This is a genomic window from Gracilinema caldarium, assembly GCF_029265695.1.
Lineage (GTDB): Bacteria > Spirochaetota > Spirochaetia > Treponematales > Breznakiellaceae > Gracilinema > Gracilinema caldarium_A.
In genome coordinates this window covers 1-18,564 of record NZ_JAJUHW010000048.1, presented here as the reverse complement: position 1 = coordinate 18,564, position 18,564 = coordinate 1, and the positions used below count along the sequence as shown (strand labels likewise).

21 protein-coding genes are annotated in these 18,564 nt (G+C 46.6%); 12 read left to right on the top strand and 9 right to left on the bottom strand.

Features of this window, described 5'->3' with window-relative positions; all coding sequences use genetic code 11:
* Positions 1-324, top strand: a 324-nt coding sequence (locus tag Q7P68_RS12275; RefSeq protein WP_304226103.1) for a hypothetical protein, incomplete at its 5' end; no start/stop codon positions are given.
* A 55-nt stretch (positions 325-379) separates the two neighbouring features.
* On the opposite strand, the gene Q7P68_RS12270 is transcribed toward Q7P68_RS12275, so the two are convergent.
* The gene (locus tag Q7P68_RS12270; protein WP_486187676.1) at positions 380-2,095 is read right to left on the bottom strand and encodes an AMP-dependent synthetase/ligase; all 1,716 of its coding nucleotides are present in this window, start codon (positions 2,093-2,095) and stop codon (positions 380-382) included.
* Positions 2,096-2,255: 160 nt separating this feature from the next.
* Here Q7P68_RS12270 and Q7P68_RS12265 point away from each other — a divergent pair, with 160 nt between their 5' ends.
* From Q7P68_RS12265 to Q7P68_RS12240, 6 genes are all read left to right on the top strand, one after another.
* On the top strand, positions 2,256-2,957 hold the full coding sequence (locus Q7P68_RS12265) for a hypothetical protein (protein ID WP_304226101.1): 702 nt from the start codon (positions 2,256-2,258) through the stop codon (positions 2,955-2,957).
* A gap of 141 nt (positions 2,958-3,098) precedes the next feature.
* Positions 3,099-3,596 carry an NADH-quinone oxidoreductase subunit NuoE family protein gene (locus Q7P68_RS12260; RefSeq protein WP_304226100.1) on the top strand — a complete coding sequence of 166 codons (498 nt, stop codon included), beginning with the start codon at positions 3,099-3,101 and terminating at the stop codon, positions 3,594-3,596.
* A 15-nt stretch (positions 3,597-3,611) separates the two neighbouring features.
* Entirely contained in the window at positions 3,612-4,160 is a 549-nt protein-coding gene (locus Q7P68_RS12255) for an ATP-binding protein (RefSeq protein WP_304226098.1), read from the top strand.
* A 16-nt stretch (positions 4,161-4,176) separates the two neighbouring features.
* A complete protein-coding gene (locus tag Q7P68_RS12250) occupies positions 4,177-4,575 on the top strand; it encodes a (2Fe-2S) ferredoxin domain-containing protein (RefSeq protein ID WP_304226096.1) in 399 nt (132 codons plus the stop codon).
* 10 nt (positions 4,576-4,585) lie between these two features.
* Positions 4,586-6,376, top strand: a complete 1,791-nt coding sequence (gene nuoF, locus Q7P68_RS12245) for an NADH-quinone oxidoreductase subunit NuoF (RefSeq protein WP_304226094.1) — start codon at positions 4,586-4,588, stop codon at positions 6,374-6,376.
* An 11-nt stretch (positions 6,377-6,387) separates the two neighbouring features.
* Positions 6,388-8,133 (top strand): NADH-dependent [FeFe] hydrogenase, group A6, encoded by a 1,746-nt coding sequence (locus Q7P68_RS12240; protein WP_304226093.1) that lies wholly within the window; start codon positions 6,388-6,390, stop codon positions 8,131-8,133.
* A 181-nt stretch (positions 8,134-8,314) separates the two neighbouring features.
* Here the strand turns inward: Q7P68_RS12240 and Q7P68_RS12235 are convergent, their stop codons facing one another.
* The 8 genes from Q7P68_RS12235 to Q7P68_RS12200 all read right to left on the bottom strand — a co-directional run bounded on the left by Q7P68_RS12235 (position 8,315) and on the right by Q7P68_RS12200 (position 14,041).
* Positions 8,315-8,869, bottom strand: coding sequence for an Hsp20/alpha crystallin family protein (locus Q7P68_RS12235; protein ID WP_304226091.1), 555 nt, complete (start codon positions 8,867-8,869; stop codon positions 8,315-8,317).
* A gap of 128 nt (positions 8,870-8,997) precedes the next feature.
* A complete protein-coding gene (locus tag Q7P68_RS12230) occupies positions 8,998-9,465 on the bottom strand; it encodes a SoxR reducing system RseC family protein (protein WP_304226090.1) in 468 nt (155 codons plus the stop codon).
* Positions 9,434-10,255 carry a TIGR00282 family metallophosphoesterase gene (locus tag Q7P68_RS12225; protein ID WP_304226088.1) on the bottom strand — a complete coding sequence of 274 codons (822 nt, stop codon included), beginning with the start codon at positions 10,253-10,255 and terminating at the stop codon, positions 9,434-9,436. The genes Q7P68_RS12230 and Q7P68_RS12225 overlap by 32 nt, the downstream gene beginning before the upstream one ends.
* 107 nt (positions 10,256-10,362) lie before the next feature.
* Complete coding sequence (locus Q7P68_RS12220; protein ID WP_304226086.1) at positions 10,363-10,899, bottom strand: tetratricopeptide repeat protein; 537 nt, start codon at positions 10,897-10,899, stop codon at positions 10,363-10,365.
* A gap of 124 nt (positions 10,900-11,023) precedes the next feature.
* On the bottom strand, positions 11,024-11,572 hold the full coding sequence (locus Q7P68_RS12215; protein ID WP_304226105.1) for a biosynthetic peptidoglycan transglycosylase: 549 nt from the start codon (positions 11,570-11,572) through the stop codon (positions 11,024-11,026).
* 331 nt (positions 11,573-11,903) lie between these two features.
* Positions 11,904-12,095, bottom strand: a complete 192-nt coding sequence (locus Q7P68_RS12210; protein ID WP_304226084.1) for a hypothetical protein — start codon at positions 12,093-12,095, stop codon at positions 11,904-11,906.
* Position 12,096: 1 nt separating this feature from the next.
* The gene (locus tag Q7P68_RS12205; protein ID WP_486187677.1) at positions 12,097-13,167 is read right to left on the bottom strand and encodes a protein-glutamate methylesterase/protein-glutamine glutaminase; all 1,071 of its coding nucleotides are present in this window, start codon (positions 13,165-13,167) and stop codon (positions 12,097-12,099) included.
* A 58-nt stretch (positions 13,168-13,225) separates the two neighbouring features.
* Positions 13,226-14,041 carry a CheR family methyltransferase gene (locus Q7P68_RS12200; protein ID WP_304226080.1) on the bottom strand — a complete coding sequence of 272 codons (816 nt, stop codon included), beginning with the start codon at positions 14,039-14,041 and terminating at the stop codon, positions 13,226-13,228.
* 65 nt (positions 14,042-14,106) lie between these two features.
* Here Q7P68_RS12200 and Q7P68_RS12195 point away from each other — a divergent pair, with 65 nt between their 5' ends.
* The 5 genes from Q7P68_RS12195 (at position 14,107) to lptB (ending at position 18,271) form a co-directional block, all read left to right on the top strand.
* A complete protein-coding gene (locus Q7P68_RS12195; protein ID WP_304226078.1) occupies positions 14,107-14,592 on the top strand; it encodes a bifunctional nuclease domain-containing protein in 486 nt (161 codons plus the stop codon).
* Positions 14,593-14,660: 68 nt separating this feature from the next.
* Positions 14,661-16,292 carry a CTP synthase gene (pyrG, locus tag Q7P68_RS12190; protein ID WP_304226077.1) on the top strand — a complete coding sequence of 544 codons (1,632 nt, stop codon included), beginning with the start codon at positions 14,661-14,663 and terminating at the stop codon, positions 16,290-16,292.
* Between the two features lie 11 nt (positions 16,293-16,303).
* Positions 16,304-16,894 carry an LPS export ABC transporter periplasmic protein LptC gene (lptC, locus tag Q7P68_RS12185; protein ID WP_304226075.1) on the top strand — a complete coding sequence of 197 codons (591 nt, stop codon included), beginning with the start codon at positions 16,304-16,306 and terminating at the stop codon, positions 16,892-16,894.
* A complete protein-coding gene (locus Q7P68_RS12180) occupies positions 16,894-17,553 on the top strand; it encodes an LptA/OstA family protein (RefSeq protein WP_304226073.1) in 660 nt (219 codons plus the stop codon). Before lptC ends, Q7P68_RS12180 begins: the two co-directional genes overlap by 1 nt.
* Positions 17,531-18,271, top strand: coding sequence for an LPS export ABC transporter ATP-binding protein (gene lptB / locus Q7P68_RS12175; RefSeq protein ID WP_304226071.1), 741 nt, complete (start codon positions 17,531-17,533; stop codon positions 18,269-18,271). Before Q7P68_RS12180 ends, lptB begins: the two co-directional genes overlap by 23 nt.
* The last annotated feature ends 293 nt before the right edge of the window (positions 18,272-18,564 follow it).

Sequence of the window (18,564 nt, the reverse complement as noted above, 5' to 3'; positions counted from 1 at the left end):
GATTCCTATATCTCCGCTACATTCAAAATTCCCATGGAGACATACTCGATAGAGCCAGGAGCGGAAATTCGGTGCCTCTGGAATTATTACAGCGGTACGGTCTATTTCCCAGTAACCCTTTCCATAGGAGTAGTGCCGACACTTCGCTTGTTTGCCGGATGGCCAGGCGTTATTGGGCTAAGCTGGGACCCTTTTTCTTGGAATATACAAAAAGGGCCCCTTGCGGGAGGGACCCTTTCGATAACGGGCGAAGCTTTTCTTTTTTATGTTGAAGGCAGCCTTAACGGAGCCTTTTCGGCAGGCCTTAAGTATCGCCTTAATTAAGGCTCTTTCAAAACTTAGGGAGTTTTGAAAGAGCTGCCTAAAATCCGCTAATTTTTTAGATTTTAACCGCGCTCCGCTTAATCTTTTTGGTAGTGGTCATTTCCATCGGTTCATCGAGTACGATAACCCGCTCAATTTTTTGGTAGGGCTTGAGCTGCTGGTTTACCTCCGCAATGATTGCTTCGATCCGCTGCTTAATTTCGGTCTTTGGCTTTAAGGCTCCGACCTCATCCTTAAAGGCTTCCTGATTCGGGTAAACCAAGGCTTCGATGCCTTCAATTTTCATTTTAGCATCCAGCAAATAGCCCCGTACGAGAATCTGCTCAATTTCGCCATAGAGCTGGAATTCGTTTTCGATTTCCTCGGGGTAAACGTTTTTGCCGCCCTCGGTAACGATTAGGTTCTTTGCCCGGCCGGTCAAATACAGGTACTGTTCGCTGTCCAAATAGCCCAGATCGCCGGTTTTAAGGTAACCATCTTCGGTAAAGGTTTCCCGGGTTTCCTCAGGCATCTTGTAGTATCCCTGCATGACCATGGGGCCCTTGACAATTATTTCACCCACACCCTGTTCATCGGGATTAAGGATTTTCATGTCCACCTGGGGCAGGACCTTGCCCACGCTGGTTTCTTTGTAATGTTCCTTGGGGTTTAAGGTGATGATAGGTGACGTTTCGGTGAGCCCATAGCCTTGTACAAAGTCAATACCAAGCTGGTTATACTGTTTAAAGACGCTGGGTGCCAGGGGGCCGCCTCCGGAAATACAGATCCGGATTGATGAAAGGGAGGCCTTGTCTAGGATTGAATGGAACATTTTTTTACCCGGATTGACCTTAAAGACTTTTTTAATAAAGCCGGAAATGCTCATCATGATCCGGATTATGCCATACACAAGGGGGCCCTTTGCTTTTATCCCCTTCATAATGCCGTTAAGTACGGCGTTAAAGAGGACGGGGACCCCCAAGAACATGGTAACCTTCGCTTCTTTCAGGTCCTTAAGGATTGCCTTGGTTACAATGCGCTTCCCAAATACCAATTCGGCCCCCACCGACAGGGCTTCGATGAATACGGCCAGCATGGTATAGGAGTGGTGGATGGGCAAAAGGGCGTAGAATACATCGGTATGGTAAATATTCAAATTGCTCTGGGCAAGGTAACAGTCACTGACAAAGTTTTTATGGGTCAGCATAACTCCCTTGGGGTTTCCTGTAGTTCCGGATGTGAACAGAATGGCTGCCAAGTCTGTTTCTGTGGCCCCTTCGATCGATGCTTCTGGTCCATCAAGATCGTAAATATAGGTTCCTACGCCCTTTTTAAGGGAAATAATGGTTTTGAGCTGCCCCGGCTGCTCTACAAAGCGGCCGTGTTTTTCTTCGTCTACAAACAGAATGGTGACATCTGCAGTCTTAAGAAGCAGCTCAATTTCTTCCTGTTTCAGCTGGTAATCTATGGGGACTACCGTTGCACCGGCAAAAAGTACCGCCAGGTATGCCACAGCCCATTCGGGAGTGTTTTTTCCGGTAACAGCAACCTTATCTCCCTTACGGATCCCTTGGGCATAGAGCCAGCGGCTTACCGCTTCGATCTTTGCAAGCGTCTGCGAATAGGTCAGGCTTATCCGTTCATCGCCCTCATAAATAGTAAGGCAGGGGCGTTCTCCGTAACGTTTTGTCGTTATACGGAACATTTCCGGCAAGGTCGGCCATTCTCCAGAAAAGTAGGTTCCGCGGTATGCGTCTAAAAACGCCCAGGGGGTGGTGGCTGTATTCATCATGATACCTCGTATGCGATTTTGTAGCAGGCTATAGCCTTGTTGGCTTCACAGTAATATGACCCAGAAATAGTAAAAAAGTTTCAATAAACTGAGCCCATTTCAAAAGTTTGTTGCTTTTGAAAGAGCCGCTATTGCTTTTAATATGTGATATTATACAGATATGAAGAGACAACATCTTATCGCTATTGTTCTCATTGCAGCATTGTTCTCCTTTGTTTCTTGCTCTTTTTCTATGACAGCAACGCTGCGGTCTGATCAACAAATCGAAGTTTCCTATTCTGGCGCTATAAAACCAAAGATGGCAGAATTGCTCAAGGGTTTTAATAGTGCTTCAGGGGCCAAAAACAGCCTGCTCATATCTGCCGCTTCTGTCTCAGCATCACTTCAAAAGATTTCTGAATTAAGCAGGATTTCAGTTAAAGAAACAGATGCTCAAGCCCTCGCTGGCAGTCTTTGGATTACAGACCCCGAAAAACTTTCCCGCCGTTTTTCTTTTATATCTCAAAAATTAGGATCCGGTGAATCGGTACTCACTTTCACGGTCAGCAGGGAATCGGCTCCTCAATTGCTCAGCCTTTTTACCCAGGATGTGCGAGATTACCTCGATGCCCTTATGGCTCCCGTGTTAAGCGGTGAGAAACTCACTAATGCCGAATATCTTGCCCTAGTAACATCGGTATACGGAAAAACAATAGCCCAGGAGATTGAAAGCAGCCGATTGGCTTTAGATATTCAAGTCCCCGGCAAAATCACCAAAGTGATTGGCGGCACTGCTGCCGAATCCCGTGCATCTTTTTCTATTCCCCTCCTAGATCTCTTAGTTCTTCAAAAAACCTTGAACTATCAAGTGGTATGGAACTAGGCAACAACGGAAGATATATAAATATAAAATTATATAGATAAAAACTAAAATTGTAGTCGACTTGCATAAATCTTTCGCAAGATATAAAATACAGCCATCGTTTATACGATACTTTTTTATCTATATAATTCGGGGGTATCCATGGCTTCAGCGTATACCACGCTCTCCCGCGACATCGAGTTCCCCAAGGAACTGGCCGCGTTCATTGACGAATGGAAGGCAAAACCCGGTAGCCTCATTATGATCCTGCATAAAATTCAGGAAACATTTGGCTATATTCCCCGGGAGGCAGCAGAAAAGGCTTCACGAATTACTGGCATACCTTTGGCCAGAATTTATGGGGTCATTACCTTCTATCATTTCTTTAAGACCACCAAGCCGGGTAAATACAAGATTTCCGTGTGTCTTGGTACTGCCTGCTACCTTAAGGGCGGACAGGAGCTCATCAACGAAGCCCGGTCTATCCTGAGCCTCGAAGAAAATGGAGTAACCGAAGACGGCCTGTTCTCCATCGATCCAGTTCGCTGCGTTGGTTGCTGCGGTCTTGCTCCGGTTATTACCATTGGCAATGATGTTTACGGTAAGGTAACAAAGGACCAGCTCCCGGATATCATTGCAAAATACCAGACTGCAAAATAAGACAGTCTAGACAACATGCATTTTACCGTCAGCGATCTGGTGCTGGATATTGTACAAAATGCGGCGGAAGCCCAATCGAAGATCGTCACGGTGACATTGGAAGAATCGGATCAAGAGTTCCGATTTACCGTACAGGATGATGGGAAGGGAATGACTTCTGAGGAACTGCAAAAAGCTTTGGACCCTTTTCATTCCGATGGGATAAAGCATCCCCACCGAAAAGTTGGTTTGGGTTTGCCCTTCTTAGTGCAAACCGCAGAACAATGCGGAGGCGGATGGGACATTCAATCTAAAAAAGGCCAGGGAACCATGGTTCGTGCGTGGTTTAGCCTGGAACATGTGGATACCCCGCCCCTGGGGGATATTCCAAGTTTGATCAGAATGGTTCTGTTGTTGCCAGGCCCAGAAGACATAGTAGTCCGGCGAAACCTGACAAAGGCACATCGTAAAACCTGTTACGAGGTACGAAAGACAGAACTTCAGGATGTACTGGGAAACCTGGAAGAAGCGGGCTCCCAGGTACTGCTAGATCAATACCTGCATTCCTTGGAAGAGGAAGATTAATGCAAAGGAGATCCTTATGGCTAAGATGACCCTGGAAGATCTGAGAAAACTCAGGGATTCCAAGAAGAATGACCTGCGCAAGCGGGATACGGAAGGAAAGACTATCCAGGTTATCGTTGGTATGGGTACCTGTGGTATTGCCGCAGGCGCTAAGGTAACCCTCGATGCCTTCTTAAAGGCTTTGGATGAAAAAAATATGGTAGACCAGGTGCTGGTCCGCCAAACGGGCTGCATGGGCCTCTGCCACTCTGAACCGACCGTAGAAGTACTCATGCCCGGTATGCCCACTGTTATTTACGGCAAAGTAGATGCAAAGGCCGCAAAGGATATTGTGGAAAAGCATCTGATTGGACGGGAACTGCTGGATAATCTCATCCTGGATAGGCCCGCTGTAGATATTATCAACGCTCAGTAAGGGGGAACGCATGGCTTATAACCACTATATTCTCGTCTGCGGCGGTACGGGATGTGAATCCAACAAGGGTGACGAGATATACAAAAACCTCATCGCCGAAGCAGAAAAGCAGGGTGTAAAAGATCAGGTCCAGATTGTTAAAACCGGATGTTTCGGTTTCTGCGAAAAGGGCCCTATTGTTAAGGTGCTTCCGGAAGATTCCTTTTATGTGGAAGTAAAACCGGAAGATGCCCAGGTCATTATAGCGGAACAGATCGTAAAGGGCCGGGAAGTCAAAAAGCTCTTGTATAAAAAAGACGAATCCAATAAAAACAAGGTCGCTGTCGAAGATATCGAGTTTTACCAGAAGCAGCTGCGGATTGTACTGCGGAACTGCGGTGTCATCAATCCTGAAAATATTGATGAATACATTGCCCGGGAAGGTTATGTGGCCATGGAAAAGGCCCTCTTTGAGATGACCCCCGAACAAATTATCGAAGAACTCAAGATTTCCGGGCTCCGGGGCCGCGGCGGCGCCGGTTTCCCCACCTGGCTCAAGTGGGACATTGCCCGCAAGGTCCCCGGGGAAATCAAGTATATGGTGTGTAACGCCGACGAAGGTGACCCTGGAGCCTATATGGACCGGTCCACGATCGAAGGTGACCCCCATTCTATTATCGAAGCCATGGTAATCGCCGGAAAGGTTATCGGCGCCCACCAGGGGTATGTTTATATCCGGGCCGAATATCCCTTGGCTATCGACCGGCTCAGGATTGCCATTGAGCAGGCTAAAGAATATGGGCTGCTTGGTAAAAACATTCTGAACTCCGGCTTTGATTTTGATATCGAAATCCGGCTCGGTGCCGGCGCCTTTGTCTGCGGTGAGGAAACCGCTCTTATCCAGTCTCTGGAAGGTAAACGGGGTATGCCCGTTCCGAAGCCTCCATTCCCCGCTCAGTCCGGTCTCTGGGGCAAACCCACGGTCATTAATAACGTAGAAACCCTGGCGAACATCCCGGTTATCCTGACCAAGGGCGGCGCTTGGATGGCCAAAATTGGAACGGAAAAATCCAAGGGTACCAAGGTATTCGCCCTGACCGGTAAGGTAAATAACTCTGGTCTCGTAGAAGTTCCCATGGGAACCACCCTCCGGGAGATTATTTACGATATCGGCGGCGGTATCAAGAACGGAAAGAAGTTCAAGGGCGTACAAACCGGTGGACCCTCTGGCGGTATTCTTACCGAAAAGGACCTGGATACCCCCATCGACTACGAAAGCCTTACCGCCCTTGGTTCCATGATGGGTTCCGGCGGTATGATCGTCATGGATGAAGATGACTGTGTGGTGGACGTTTCCCGCTTCTATATGGAATTCTGTGTAGACGAATCCTGCGGAAAGTGTTCTCCCTGCCGAATCGGCACTACCCAGATCCTCAATATCCTTGAAAAAATCGCCCGCGGAAATGGTGAAATGTCGGATTTGGACAAGCTGGAAGATATCGGTAAGGCTATGACCAAGGCATCTCTTTGTATGCTGGGCGGTTCTGCGGCTAATCCTACTCTGTCCACCATTCGGAACTTCCGAGACGAATATATCGAGCACATTGTGGATAAAAAGTGCCGAGCAGGAAAATGTAAGCACCTTGTTCGGTTCGAAATTGATCCCAACAAGTGTATTGGTTGCGGTCTCTGTGCCCGGCGCTGTCCGGTCAGTTGTATCACAGGCGAAAAACGCCAGCCCCATGTCATTGACGCATCCAAGTGCATCAAATGCGGTGAATGCTACAATGTCTGTAAATTCGGCGCTGTCATGAAGAAGTAAGGAGTAGATCGATGGTTAATCTTACAATAAATGGTATGCCGATTCAGGTGGAAGATGGAACTTCCATCCTCGATGCGGCCAAGAAAGTAAACATTAAAATACCGACCCTCTGCTACAATCCCGATCTTCCCCCATGGGCGGCTTGCGGTATTTGTATCGTCCGGATGGAAGGGTCCCCTAAAATGGTGCGGGCTTGTACAACCCCTGTTGCAGAGGGGATGAAGGTTGTTACCCATGATCCGGAAATTATTCAGGTCCGACGCACCGTAGTGGAACTCATTCTTTCTAACCATCCGAATGACTGTCTCCAGTGTCCCCGAAACGGCAACTGCGAACTCCAGCAACTTGCGGCTGAATTCGGTATTCGCGAAGTTCCCTTTAAAAATATTGTAAAGGATCTGCCGATAGATGATTCCAATCCTTCTATTGTGCTGAACCCTGAAAAATGTGTTCGCTGCGGCCGCTGTGTTAAGGTCTGCCAAGAGATGCAGAATGTATGGGCTATTGAGTTCCTCGGTCGGGGTATCAATGGTCGTATTGCTTCCGCTGCAGATGTTCCGCTTGGGGAAAGTCCCTGTATCAAGTGTGGTCAATGTGCTGCCCATTGTCCGGTCGGTGCTATCTACGAACGGGACGACACCAGAAAGGTCTGGGCTGCCTTGCAGAACAAGGATATACATCCGGTAGTCCAAATTGCTCCCGCTGTCCGGGTAGCCCTCGGCGAAGAGTTCGGACTTGAACCTGGTACCATTATTACCAAAAAAATCTATGCTGCCCTCAGACGGCTTGGCTTTAAGACCGTATTTGATACCAACTTTGCAGCAGACCTTACTATTATCGAAGAAGGCACAGAGCTGGTAAAACGGCTCATCGAAGGTAAGGGCGAAATCCCCCTTATCACCTCCTGCTGTCCTGCTTGGGTTGATTACCTGGAAAAATACTATTCCGATATGATACCCCATTTCTCAACTGCCAAGAGTCCCCAGCAGATGATGGGTGCCATGATTAAGGCCTATTGGGCTCAGAAAGCTGGTATAGACCCCGCTAAGGTGTTCTCCGTTTCTATTATGCCCTGTACGGCTAAGAAATGGGAAACCAGCCGTAACGAGGATATGAAGTCCTCCGGCTATCAGGATGTGGATGTTTCTATCACAACCCGCGAACTGGCTCGGATGATCAAACAGGCCGGTATTGATATCCTAAACCTGCCCGATGAGGATGCTGATAGTCCACTCGGACCCTACACTGGTGCTGGTACCATATTTGGTGTTACTGGCGGTGTTATGGAAGCTGCAGTCCGGACCGCTTATTACCTCGTAACCAAGAAAGAAATGGGAGATGTCAACTTTAAGGCTGCCCGGGGTCTAAAGGGTGTAAAAGAAGCGGAAGTTGATATGAATGGTTCCAAAATCCGTATTGCTATTGCCCACCAGATGGGTAATATTGCTGCAGTATTGGATAAAATCCGGGAAGCCAAGGCTGCGGGCAAGGAAGTCCCCTACCACTTTGTAGAGGTTATGGCATGCCGCGGCGGTTGTATCGCCGGTGGTGGTCAGCCCTATGGTTGTACTGATGAGGTCCGTTCAAAACGTATTGCTGGTATTTATGCGGATGATGAAAAATCGACCTATCGATGTTCTCATCAAAACCCCTTCATCAAACAGGTGTATGATGAGTTCCTAGGCGAGCCGAACGGACACAAGGCTCATAAGCTGCTCCATACCCACTATGTAGCTCGGCCACTGTATCAGAAATAATTTTTAATCTTATTGGGGGGCTTTCACCGATAGGTAAGCCCCCAATCAGTTTACCCCTGGTAAACAAAAAGGGCTGTCCGACCTTGTGTCGAGCAGCCCTTTTTATTAAGGTATCTTTAAAATCGGTTGTCCGCTCAATGAGCAGACAACCACTTGCTGTTTTAGGAACGATTACAAGCGACTACTGTCCTTCTTTTATAATTTCAATCTTTATACCCTCAGCTGATTCGGTTTCTTCCTTGGGAGGAATGGTCACCTTCAGGATACCATTTTTGTAGACCGCTTTTACCTGTTCTTGGGCAAATTTGTCTAAAGGAACATAGTATTTTTGCTTTTCGATATCCTTTAGTTTAAGCCGCCGCTTAAAATAACGAATGTTTTCTTCCAATTGATATTCGGGATTAATTTTGGCGGAAAAAACCATGTAGTCGCCCTGGAAGGAAAGGCTGATATTTTTCTCGTCAAATCCGGCGAGGGCAAATTCAAACACCAATGTCCGGTCAGGTAGCATGTAGACATTCATGGGTGGGTAAGAATAATTTGGATAATAGTCTACATTTTCGTCCTGCGCAAAACCAAAGGGTCCCTGGCCGCCAAATGGAGAGGGTCCTTCGCCTCCAAAATGCCCGCCGTACTGGTTAAATCCCTTTTGGAACTCGTCGCTGAAGTTTTGGGCTGCTTCGAAAATTTCATCGAAAATAGTCCCTAAATCGACATACACCTTGTTTCCTTTCATACAAGGCTCCTTATGATACCGTCCTTTCGGCCCGGTGTGATACAACCCTCTGTACTGAGCGGTTGTGAATCCATCAAAATGTTGATGGGCTCCTTACAAATATACTCCCTTTTGTTCGGTGTGGCAAATTAAACCGTAATATTGGGTGAACTGAAATCCTGAACTGGTTCAACTTGAATTGCATCTGAATGATTAAAAACAATCCTTGTTATCTGGGGAGCTCCCTGGGAGGGGAGAAGTTTTCGTATCCAATACATAATGAAGAAACCAGCAAAGAGGGCTGCAACTCCGATTCCTACCCGGACATCGTCGGAAGAACCAGGTGCGAATTGACCAGTAAGTACATATCCAAGGATAAAAAGCAGTACGGGCGGTAAAAGGACTTCTAATCCTTGAATAAAAGAGGTGCTTGCCTTGTTTTCTACCTCTACAAGCTGGCCCTCTTTTATGGGTAGCCCTAGATTGTTTTTAGCGGTAAAGATATTCCCATTACCTTTGCACTCGCTGTTAGTGCATCCGACACATGCAGAGAGTTCTCCGCCCTTTATGGTGACCAGGTCACCTTCAATCTTCTGTATCCTTCCGATCTCCTTCATGGGGGACCTCCTGACATTCTATTCGTAAAGGCGAAATCATGGTGGCCTTTCCGTTTGGTGCAATATCGATGACGAGAGCCTGCAATTCGATCCTGTCCCAGGTGTCCCGGCTCCAGTCGGGAATTCCGGTAAGGTATTCCTGAATACGGCTAGTGGGATCAGTCCCGCCTACCGAGTTGATGCTTCCAGTACGCCCTGCATCGGTTATGGTAGCAGTTCCGCCGGGCATAATGCGAGAGTCCGCAGTCTGAACCCTTGCATGGGAACCTATGACAGCTGAGCAGAGTCCGTCGGCCTGGGCGAACAGGGAAAGTTTTTCTGCGGTAGTGCTGGCATGAAAATCGAGGATCACAAAAGGGGTTTCTCTGCGGAGCCGTTCTAAGAGTTCTGGGAGCCTGATAAACGGGTTATCTCCATGAAGCCGGTCAAAGCCTCCCTGTCCGAGCAGGACCGCCACTGCGACTTTATCCGATCCAACCTGATATGTTCGGCTTCCAAGACCAGGAGCAAAGGGGCTCAAATTGATGGGCCGCAGAACATAGGGCAACCGGTCGAAATTTTGTACCAAGTCTTTTTTGTAAAAACAGCAGTCACCGGTGGTGATAATATCAATCCCCAGCTTGCGCAGGTATCCGGCATGGTTCCTTCCCAGCCCGTATCCGCCGGTAGTCCCATCTCCATTGGCTATCACAAAATCGATGCCTTTGTCTTTTTTAAATTGGGGTAGTATTTTTTTTACCGCAAAAACACCGGCCTTGCCTATAATCTCGGCTATATATAAAATTTTCAATCAAAACTCCGTGTTTATTACGCTTGAGACCCTATCATATCAGCGCGGACGCCGCAATATAATGTATTTAAAAGAGTCAGCGCTTTGCTCTCAAGGAGATAAATCCCTTAGGATAAGCGAACCGGCTTTGTGTTCGATAGCTCGCTAAGCCTTCGGCCGAATTCCGCCGCTGCCCGTGCATCCCCCAATTCAGTGCAAGTATCCCGCAGATTGTAGAGAGCATCGTAATAATGAGGAGAAAGGCTTACCGCTTGTTCAAAACAGTGCCTGGCCTCTTCATAGCTGCCAATAGTAAAGTACAGGACTCCCATATTGTTCCAACATTTGGGAGAACGGCTGTTTTTTTGGAGCGCCTTTTTGTAAAACGATTCGGCCTCTTCAAATCGTTCTAGCTCATAATGAATAAGTCCAAGGGCATTCCATGCTTCTGAAAGATTACTATCGAAAGTAAGGCAATGGAAAAAACTATCCATGGCGCCGCTGTAATCGCCGCTTTTCTGCTGGGCAATGCCCATGTTAAGCCAAAGGAGCGGGTTTCCCGGCTCCATGGCGAGGGCCTTGCGGAAAAGTGAAATTGCTTCGTTTGGTCTGTTTGCTTCGGTCAGGGCAATTGCAGAATCGTTCAAAAGAGCAGCTGTTTCCATAAGGTCCTCCTTGATATCGTTAAAATGAGAAACCAGGGGATCCAATTCAGTTCAAAGAGCATGCAAAAATTACACTATATAATATACTTTATTTTAAGAAAAAGTACCATAACGAAAGCAGATATTAATCCCCGAATCGTTTAATCAAATAATTATAGCGACTCCGCAATATACCATTGCGCTGGAACGAATAGGGTCCGTATCGGATAGGAGAGGAGAGTAAAGTTACCAGTCGTATAGCCTGATCGGTGTTTATTGATCTGACTCCTGTTTTATAGTAAAAACGGCATGCAGTTTCTATTCCAAAGATCCCTTTGCCCCATTCAGCGTAATTAAAATAAAGCTCAAGTATACGATTTTTCCCTAATATCGCCTCCATTTCGAGGGCAATAATGGCTTCTAGATACTTTCTAAAATAGGACTTTTCGGGAACTAAAAAAATGGTACGGGCTGTCTGCATGGTAATAGTACTGCCGCCGTATATGGGTTCTCCAAATTGCTTGTTCAGCTGCCATGCGTTTTTAATAGCCGCAGGAATTATTCCATGGTGATTATAAAAATCGCCGTCTTCGACCTTTATCGTCATTGTTTGAACCGATTTCGGAATCTTCACTAAAGGAATGTATCGAGGGGGCTGCAGGTTCCAATGATATAGATATTTGCGGTAAAGCATTAAGCTTGTAGCCCCAGGATTGATGTACTTAAACATGAATAAACATAAGGAGGTTGATAAAATAAATCCCAGGTGAAAAAGTACAAGGGTTTTAAAAATCATAATAATAAACTTTGCAATGGGGTTTTTTGTTTTGGGAATCGGTTTTTTAGAAAGCCTCAACCGACAGTAATCAGAGACAAGGGTTAAGATTTTTTCTGTATCGAACTCAAGGAACGGTACATCAAGCTGTTTTTTCTTCCGGGGCATAGAACCCCATCATATAAAAAGAGATGATTTTAGAAAATCCCGGCTGATGAAGCCTTGTTTAGCCGGGATGTTTCCGAATCAATTAGACCTGTTTCCCGGTAAAATCCTCGCAGGGTTCATCATCTGAACCTGGCCGAGCAGCTTCCGGACCCGCATCACGGCATGCTTCCAGAGGAATTTCTTTCATTTTTTCGCCGCAGCATTCCGGAACTGGGGATCCTGCATCTTGGACTATTTCATGACCGCAATCATCACAGCGATACGCCTTTTTCATATCAACCTCCTATCTGGTAATCCTTTGCCAAGGTGCAAATCCGCTCTGCCATCTTGGATAGGGGGACCTGTTCCATAACATGGCCCATTTCCCAAGCAACCTTTGGCATACCGTACACTATAGAAGTTACTTCATCCTGGCCAAGAGTCAAGCCCCCAGATTTAAGAATTGATCCTAATTCTTTAGCCCCATCTTTTCCCATGCCGGTCATAATGACGCCCATAGCCCGGTTGCCGAATTCTTTAGCTACGGAAGCAAAGAGAACGTCAGCGGAAGGACGGTGGCCGTTTACTGGCGGGGCATCTGAAAGATGGGCTACCGTGGCAAGAGGTTTTTTTTCTACTTCTAAGTGTTTATCCCCCGGTGCAATCAGGATGCGTCCTGGTTTTATTATGTCCCCCTCTGCGGCTTCTTTAACTTCAAGGGGGCAGAGCTTATCGAGACTTTTAGCGAATTCTTCGGTAAAACCCGGCGGCATGTGCTGGACAACTACAATAGGGGCTGGGAGATCCTTGTCTAGTTTTGAAAATACCTCCCTGAGCGCATTGGGGCCTCCGGTGGAGATACCAAGGGCAATGATTTCTATTGGACCAGGTCTGACCGTGGGAGCAAAAGCGGCTGGTTTGGGCGGTGTGGGAGCGAACGGCTTTGTAGGCTGTTCCGGTGCATAGGGCTGAGTTGAGGGTTCTTTTAGACCAACTTTTTGCCGATATTGCCGGCCGTAAACCAAAAGAAGCTCCGTAAGGTGCTCTTTGATTGCTTGAATATCATCATGATTGGTGTCCGAGGGCTTCATAATGAAATCACTGGCTCCCAAAGCAAGGGCTTCCATGGTAACCTCTGCCCCTCGGCGAGCTATGGAAGAAAGTATGATGACAGGTATTTCTATGCCGAGCCGCTTACGTTCTTTAAGAAATTCAATGCCGTTCATTTGGGGCATTTCCAGGTCAAGGACTATCACATCCGGTTTGCAGCGTTCAAGTTTTTGCAGCGCAAAGAGGCCATTCATTGCTCGGTCTGCAACGACGAGTCCGGGTGTTGCTTCTATCATCCTGGAAATGAGATTCCGCATGAGCGCCGAATCATCGACGATTAATACTGAAATTTCGTCAGCCACAAGGGTGCTCCTATTATGTGTATTTTCTGTAGAGGGTTGACCACTCAGTTTTTAGGAACTCAAAGCGGGTGTTCATGCCAAACAAGGATTCTGAATGTCCGATAAATAAAAATGATTTTGGTGCCATCGCTTCCCAAAACCGTTCAACCGCAGCTTTCTGGGCTGCTTCATCAAAATAGATGAGGACGTTACGGCAAAATACTACATCGAGGCCGCGGAGGCCCGAGTCGTTTTTTAAGTTATGATAGTCAAAACGAATCATCGCTTTTATATCATCATGAATACGGTAACCACCCTCAACTCGGTCAAAGTACTTTTTAAGATAATTGTCGGGAATTCCTGCAATTTTGGCATCCTGATAAAAGCCTTCTTTGCCAACCATGAGCGATTTAAGGCTGATATCGCTGGCAATAATCTCCGCCTTCCATGGCGGTACGAGAACTTCTTTCATCAACATAGCTATGGTGTATGGCTCTTCTCCGGTAGAGCAGCCGGCACTCCAAATTTTAATTTTTGTATCTCCAGAATTGTGTTTAATCTTTATGATTTCAGGAATTACATATTTTTCAAGGGCGTCGAAATGGGCCTGGTTACGGAAAAATCTTGTAAGATTGGTGGTAATAGAATCCAGAAACTCTTTGAGTTCATCCTTGTTTTTTGAAACTTTTATAAAATAATCTTGAACATGTTCAAGATTGTTGGCGCGAAGCTGTTCTTTTATGCGGCTTTCCAGAATTGAACGGTTCGTGGCTGAGAAATGAATTCCACTTTCTTCGTAAATAAGTTTTCGAAATTGTTCAAATTCTGCATCGGTAAGAAAATCGCTCATAAAATAAAGTGTAAGAAGTGATTGATAAACTGTCAATTGAATAAGCTTGTGCTATAGTTAAAACTATGATGAAACAACTCAATGAGGCCCATGTTGTTGCAGTTTTATATGATGAGGTCAGGGACACTCCCTTCGTATTGTTAAAAGTACTGCAAAATAATGCATGTATCAGCTTGCCGCTCAATCCCTTTGAGGCAAGTTCTATCATTATGGCCTCTGAAGCGCTTGTGACTCCCCAGCCCCGTATCCATGATGTGGTAGTTACACTGTTACGGGAACAGGGGTGTACTGCCGAATTTGTCGAATTATGGGGTTCAAATCTTTCTGGATATTATGGCCGGCTCAGATATCGCGGCCGTTTGTTTCATCATTATCTATCAGTGGGGCCTGCAGATAGTTTAGTGCTAGCCTTGCGGCTTCATATCCCTATTTTTTTGGATAATTCGATGGTGCAGTCAGCCCAAAACGAATTGCCCGACAGTATTGCGTATAGTTCGGGAAATAATCAGGTCTTATATCTGGATTCTTCCCAGCCGGTACAAAGCATATAATTCATGCACCAAAAGCTTTCTTTTCCGACCGTTGACGAAAGGTCCGAGGCTGTCCATAATGCCGTTACATGAACAAGTATATATTTGTCACTGGCGGTGTATGCTCGAGCCTTGGTAAAGGTATAGCCGCATCTTCTCTGGGAGCCCTTCTTGAGTGCCGGGGCTTTAATATCCGGATGATCAAATGTGATCCCTATATCAATGTTGATGCTGGAACGATGAGCCCCTATCAGCACGGCGAGGTGTATGTTACCGATGACGGGGCTGAAACCGATCTTGATTTAGGTAATTATGCCCGTTTTACCTCGAGCCCCCTTTCACGGGCCAATTCAATTACAACTGGCCAAGTGTACGATGCGGTTATTCGTAAAGAACGGGAAGGCCGCTATCTGGGCCGGACCGTACAGGTTATTCCTCATATTACTGATGAAATAAAAGGGAGGATCCTTGCGGTTGGCAAGGAACCCGATGTTGATGTTGTAATAGTGGAAATCGGTGGAACTGTCGGCGATATTGAGTCTATTCCATTCCTGGAGGCGGCCCGGCAGCTCATCCATGAAATGGGCAGAACTAACGCCCTTTCGGTTCATTTGACCCTATTGCCCGAAGTTGCCGGGGGGGAACTCAAGACAAAACCGACCCAACATTCAGTTAAGGCTATGCAGGAGCAAGGAATACAGCCCGATGTTTTGATCTGCCGGGCCCCGGTCATGCTGGATGAAGCAACAAGACGTAAAATTGCCCTCTTTACTAATGTAGAAACTGAAGCGGTTTTCACTTCCTACGATGTAAATACCACGATTTATGAAATACCCTTGGTCTTCTATGAACAGAAGGTTGATCAGGTTATTCTTAAAAAATTAAATGTAGAAAGTCGTCACGCAGATCTCTCTGCCTGGAGAACTATGATGGACCGTTTTAATGCCCGTAAAGGATCGGTCCGTATTGGTATTGTGGGAAAATACATGGATCTCCACGATGCCTACAAGTCTGTGTATGAAGCCCTCTTCCATGCAGGTCTTGCCAACGAAACTGCCGTTGAATTGGTAAAAATAGATTCCTCCCGTCTCGAAGGCGACGCTGATCCTGACCAAATCCTCGGAAAAGATCTCTCCGGAGGCCCCCTGGACGGGATCCTTGTGCCAGGAGGTTTCGGCCAGCGGGGTATTAACGGTATGGTAAAGGCAGCCCAGTGGGCCCGTACCCATAAGGTCCCCTATTTTGGAATTTGTCTTGGTATGCAGATCATGGTGATTGAATGGGGCCGTAATGTCCTTGGCTGGGCCGATGCGGATTCCACTGAATTTAATCAGGAAACCAAGCACCCTGTGGTAAGTCTTTTGGAAGAACAGATTGATGTAAAAAATTACGGCGGAACCATGCGGCTTGGACGGAGCGAGACAGTGGCTGTGGAAGGATCAAAGCTGCTTGCTGCCTATGGAGAGGCCCATATTTTTGAGCGTCACCGACACCGGTATGAGTTTGCCAACGTGTACCGTAAAGAAATGGTTGAATCGGGGCTCAAACTTGGCGGTTTTACCCCCGACGGGAGCCTCGTGGAATGTGTTGAATGGCCTGATCATGTTTGGGGTGTGGGGGTACAATTTCATCCTGAGTTTACCTCAAAGCCTATAAAACCTCAGCCCTTGTTTAAAGATTTTGTGGCCGCCGCAAAGCAGTATAAAAAGGCCCGTAAGTAACGGAAAGATCCATGAACGTTCCGGATATATCTGTAATGTATAGGATGCTTCCTCGGTATGTCCGGAATCTTGTTTTATTCGTTACTATCCTCATCGTTTCATCTGCCTGTTCCTTCGATTATTCTTCTGTGTCAGAAACCGAATCTGAAAGACCTGACCTGGTTATGCAGGACGTAGATTATGTCCGGGTTAAGGACGGAAAAATTACTTTGCACATGCAGGCGGATCAGGTTGACCGGTTTGAACAAAAACGCCTGCTTCAAGTACAGAATATCCGGTTTGAACAATTTTCCAAAGAAAACAGCAGCCCTGAAGCGGTAGGCTCTGCCGGTTATGCTCAGTTCTGGACCGCCACGTCGGATGCCAGTTTTGCAGAAGGGGTGAGAATCACTGTTAATTCAGAAGATCTTTCGGTAGAAGCCAGCACTCTGCAATGGAACAACGGCCAGAAAAAGCTGTTTGGACCGCAGAATGATCAGGTGCTTCTTAAACGCAAAGATGGCAGCATATTAAGCGGAAAAGGTTTTAGTGCCGATGGCCGAAGCAGGTCTTGGACGTTTGCCGGTCCAGTTTCCGGTACATATCAGGAGGAAATAAAATAGTGGGGCTCCGTTCATCAATCTTTACTATTTTAGCTTTCCTGTGTGTTTATACATCTGCCGGCGCCGAAACGTTTCGTTTTCAAGCAGATACGATGATCGGGACTAAGGCAACGGGAAAGGAATCGGTGATTTTGAGCGGCAACGCCCGCGTATGGTCGGAAAATATAACTATCCAAGCAGAACGAATTGAAATTTCTGGCAAAGACAATCGCTATCTCCAATGCAGCGGTACGATTATCGGAATTGATGAACAAAAGGGAATCCGTTTTACCACGTCCAATCTTTTATACGACCGGGAGCTTAAAAAGGCACGACTTGAAGGAGATTCTACCCTGGAGGATAAGGAAAACAAGGTTATTGCCAGGGGACGTTTTATTGAGTATGACGATAAAGCGGGAACGGTTCTGCTGCAAATAAATGTTCGCATTTTTAAAGACAAGCTCGTCTGCCGTTCGGAGTATGCATTATACCGCCGTAAGGAAAAAATACTGGAACTGAGCGGATCTCCTGTTGTGTATAAGGATGGAGATGAGTTCAGTTCCGATTCAATACGGGTAGATCTTGCTACCGATGATGTGGTGATGGAAGGGCAGGTACGGGGAACCTTGAAGAGTACAAGCAAGGAGAAATCTTCTGATGGAAGTAGAACCCAGCAATGATTTAGTGGTTCACAATTTACACAAACGCTTTGGCCGAAAAGAGGTTGTCCGCGGTGTAGACTTTTCAATGAAAAATGGAGAAGTTGTCGGGCTTCTGGGACCGAATGGGGCTGGAAAGACGACGGTGTTTTATATCATTGTAGGTTTTTATCGACCCAATGCAGGGGTCGTGCTGCTGAACCAGCAGGATATAACCCATAAACCCATGTATCAGCGGTCCCGGGCGGGCATCGCCTATCTTCCTCAGGAATCATCAATATTTAGAAAACTTACGGTAGAAGAAAATATCTGGGCAATTTTAGAGAGCCGGAAAAACCTTACAAAGACAGAAAAAAAACAATATGCGGAAGAGCTGATGGAGGAATTCGGGATTGCCCGATTGCGAAAACAGCCTGGATACACCCTTTCTGGTGGTGAACGGCGCCGAACGGAGATCGCCCGAGCTTTAGCCACCGCTCCCAAGTTCCTTTTGCTCGATGAACCCTTTGCAGGCATTGACCCTATTGCTGTGTATGAAATTAAGCTCATAATCCGTCAACTTGCCCTTAAGGGAATCGGTGTGTTGATCACTGACCATAATGTACGGGATACTCTGGAAATAACCACCCATGCCTATATTATCAACGAAGGAACTATCGTAGCTCAGGGGGACCGGGAAACTATTCTGCAGGATGAGCTTGCCCGCCGGGTTTATCTGGGAAGCGAATTCCGTATGTGATTCGTTTCGATTTCAAAAGTCGGTTATTTTTAGCGTTGTCGTATTCATAAAAAATGCATAAATATACAGTCTTGTGTATAAGTATTGGTTGTTTAACAGACATGGTACCCCCTGGACATCAGGCAGCCCATTGATCAAGTTCAGCTTTATACTGAACCAGTAAGTTGTCAAGGATGACCGGCGGAAATATTATTACCTCTGCCGGTAGTTCTGGGTATGTCTCTCGTACCAGGTTTAACGGTGTATTCCCTTTGTAGCGATTATACCGGCCGTAATTAAACCACTTCTGGTAT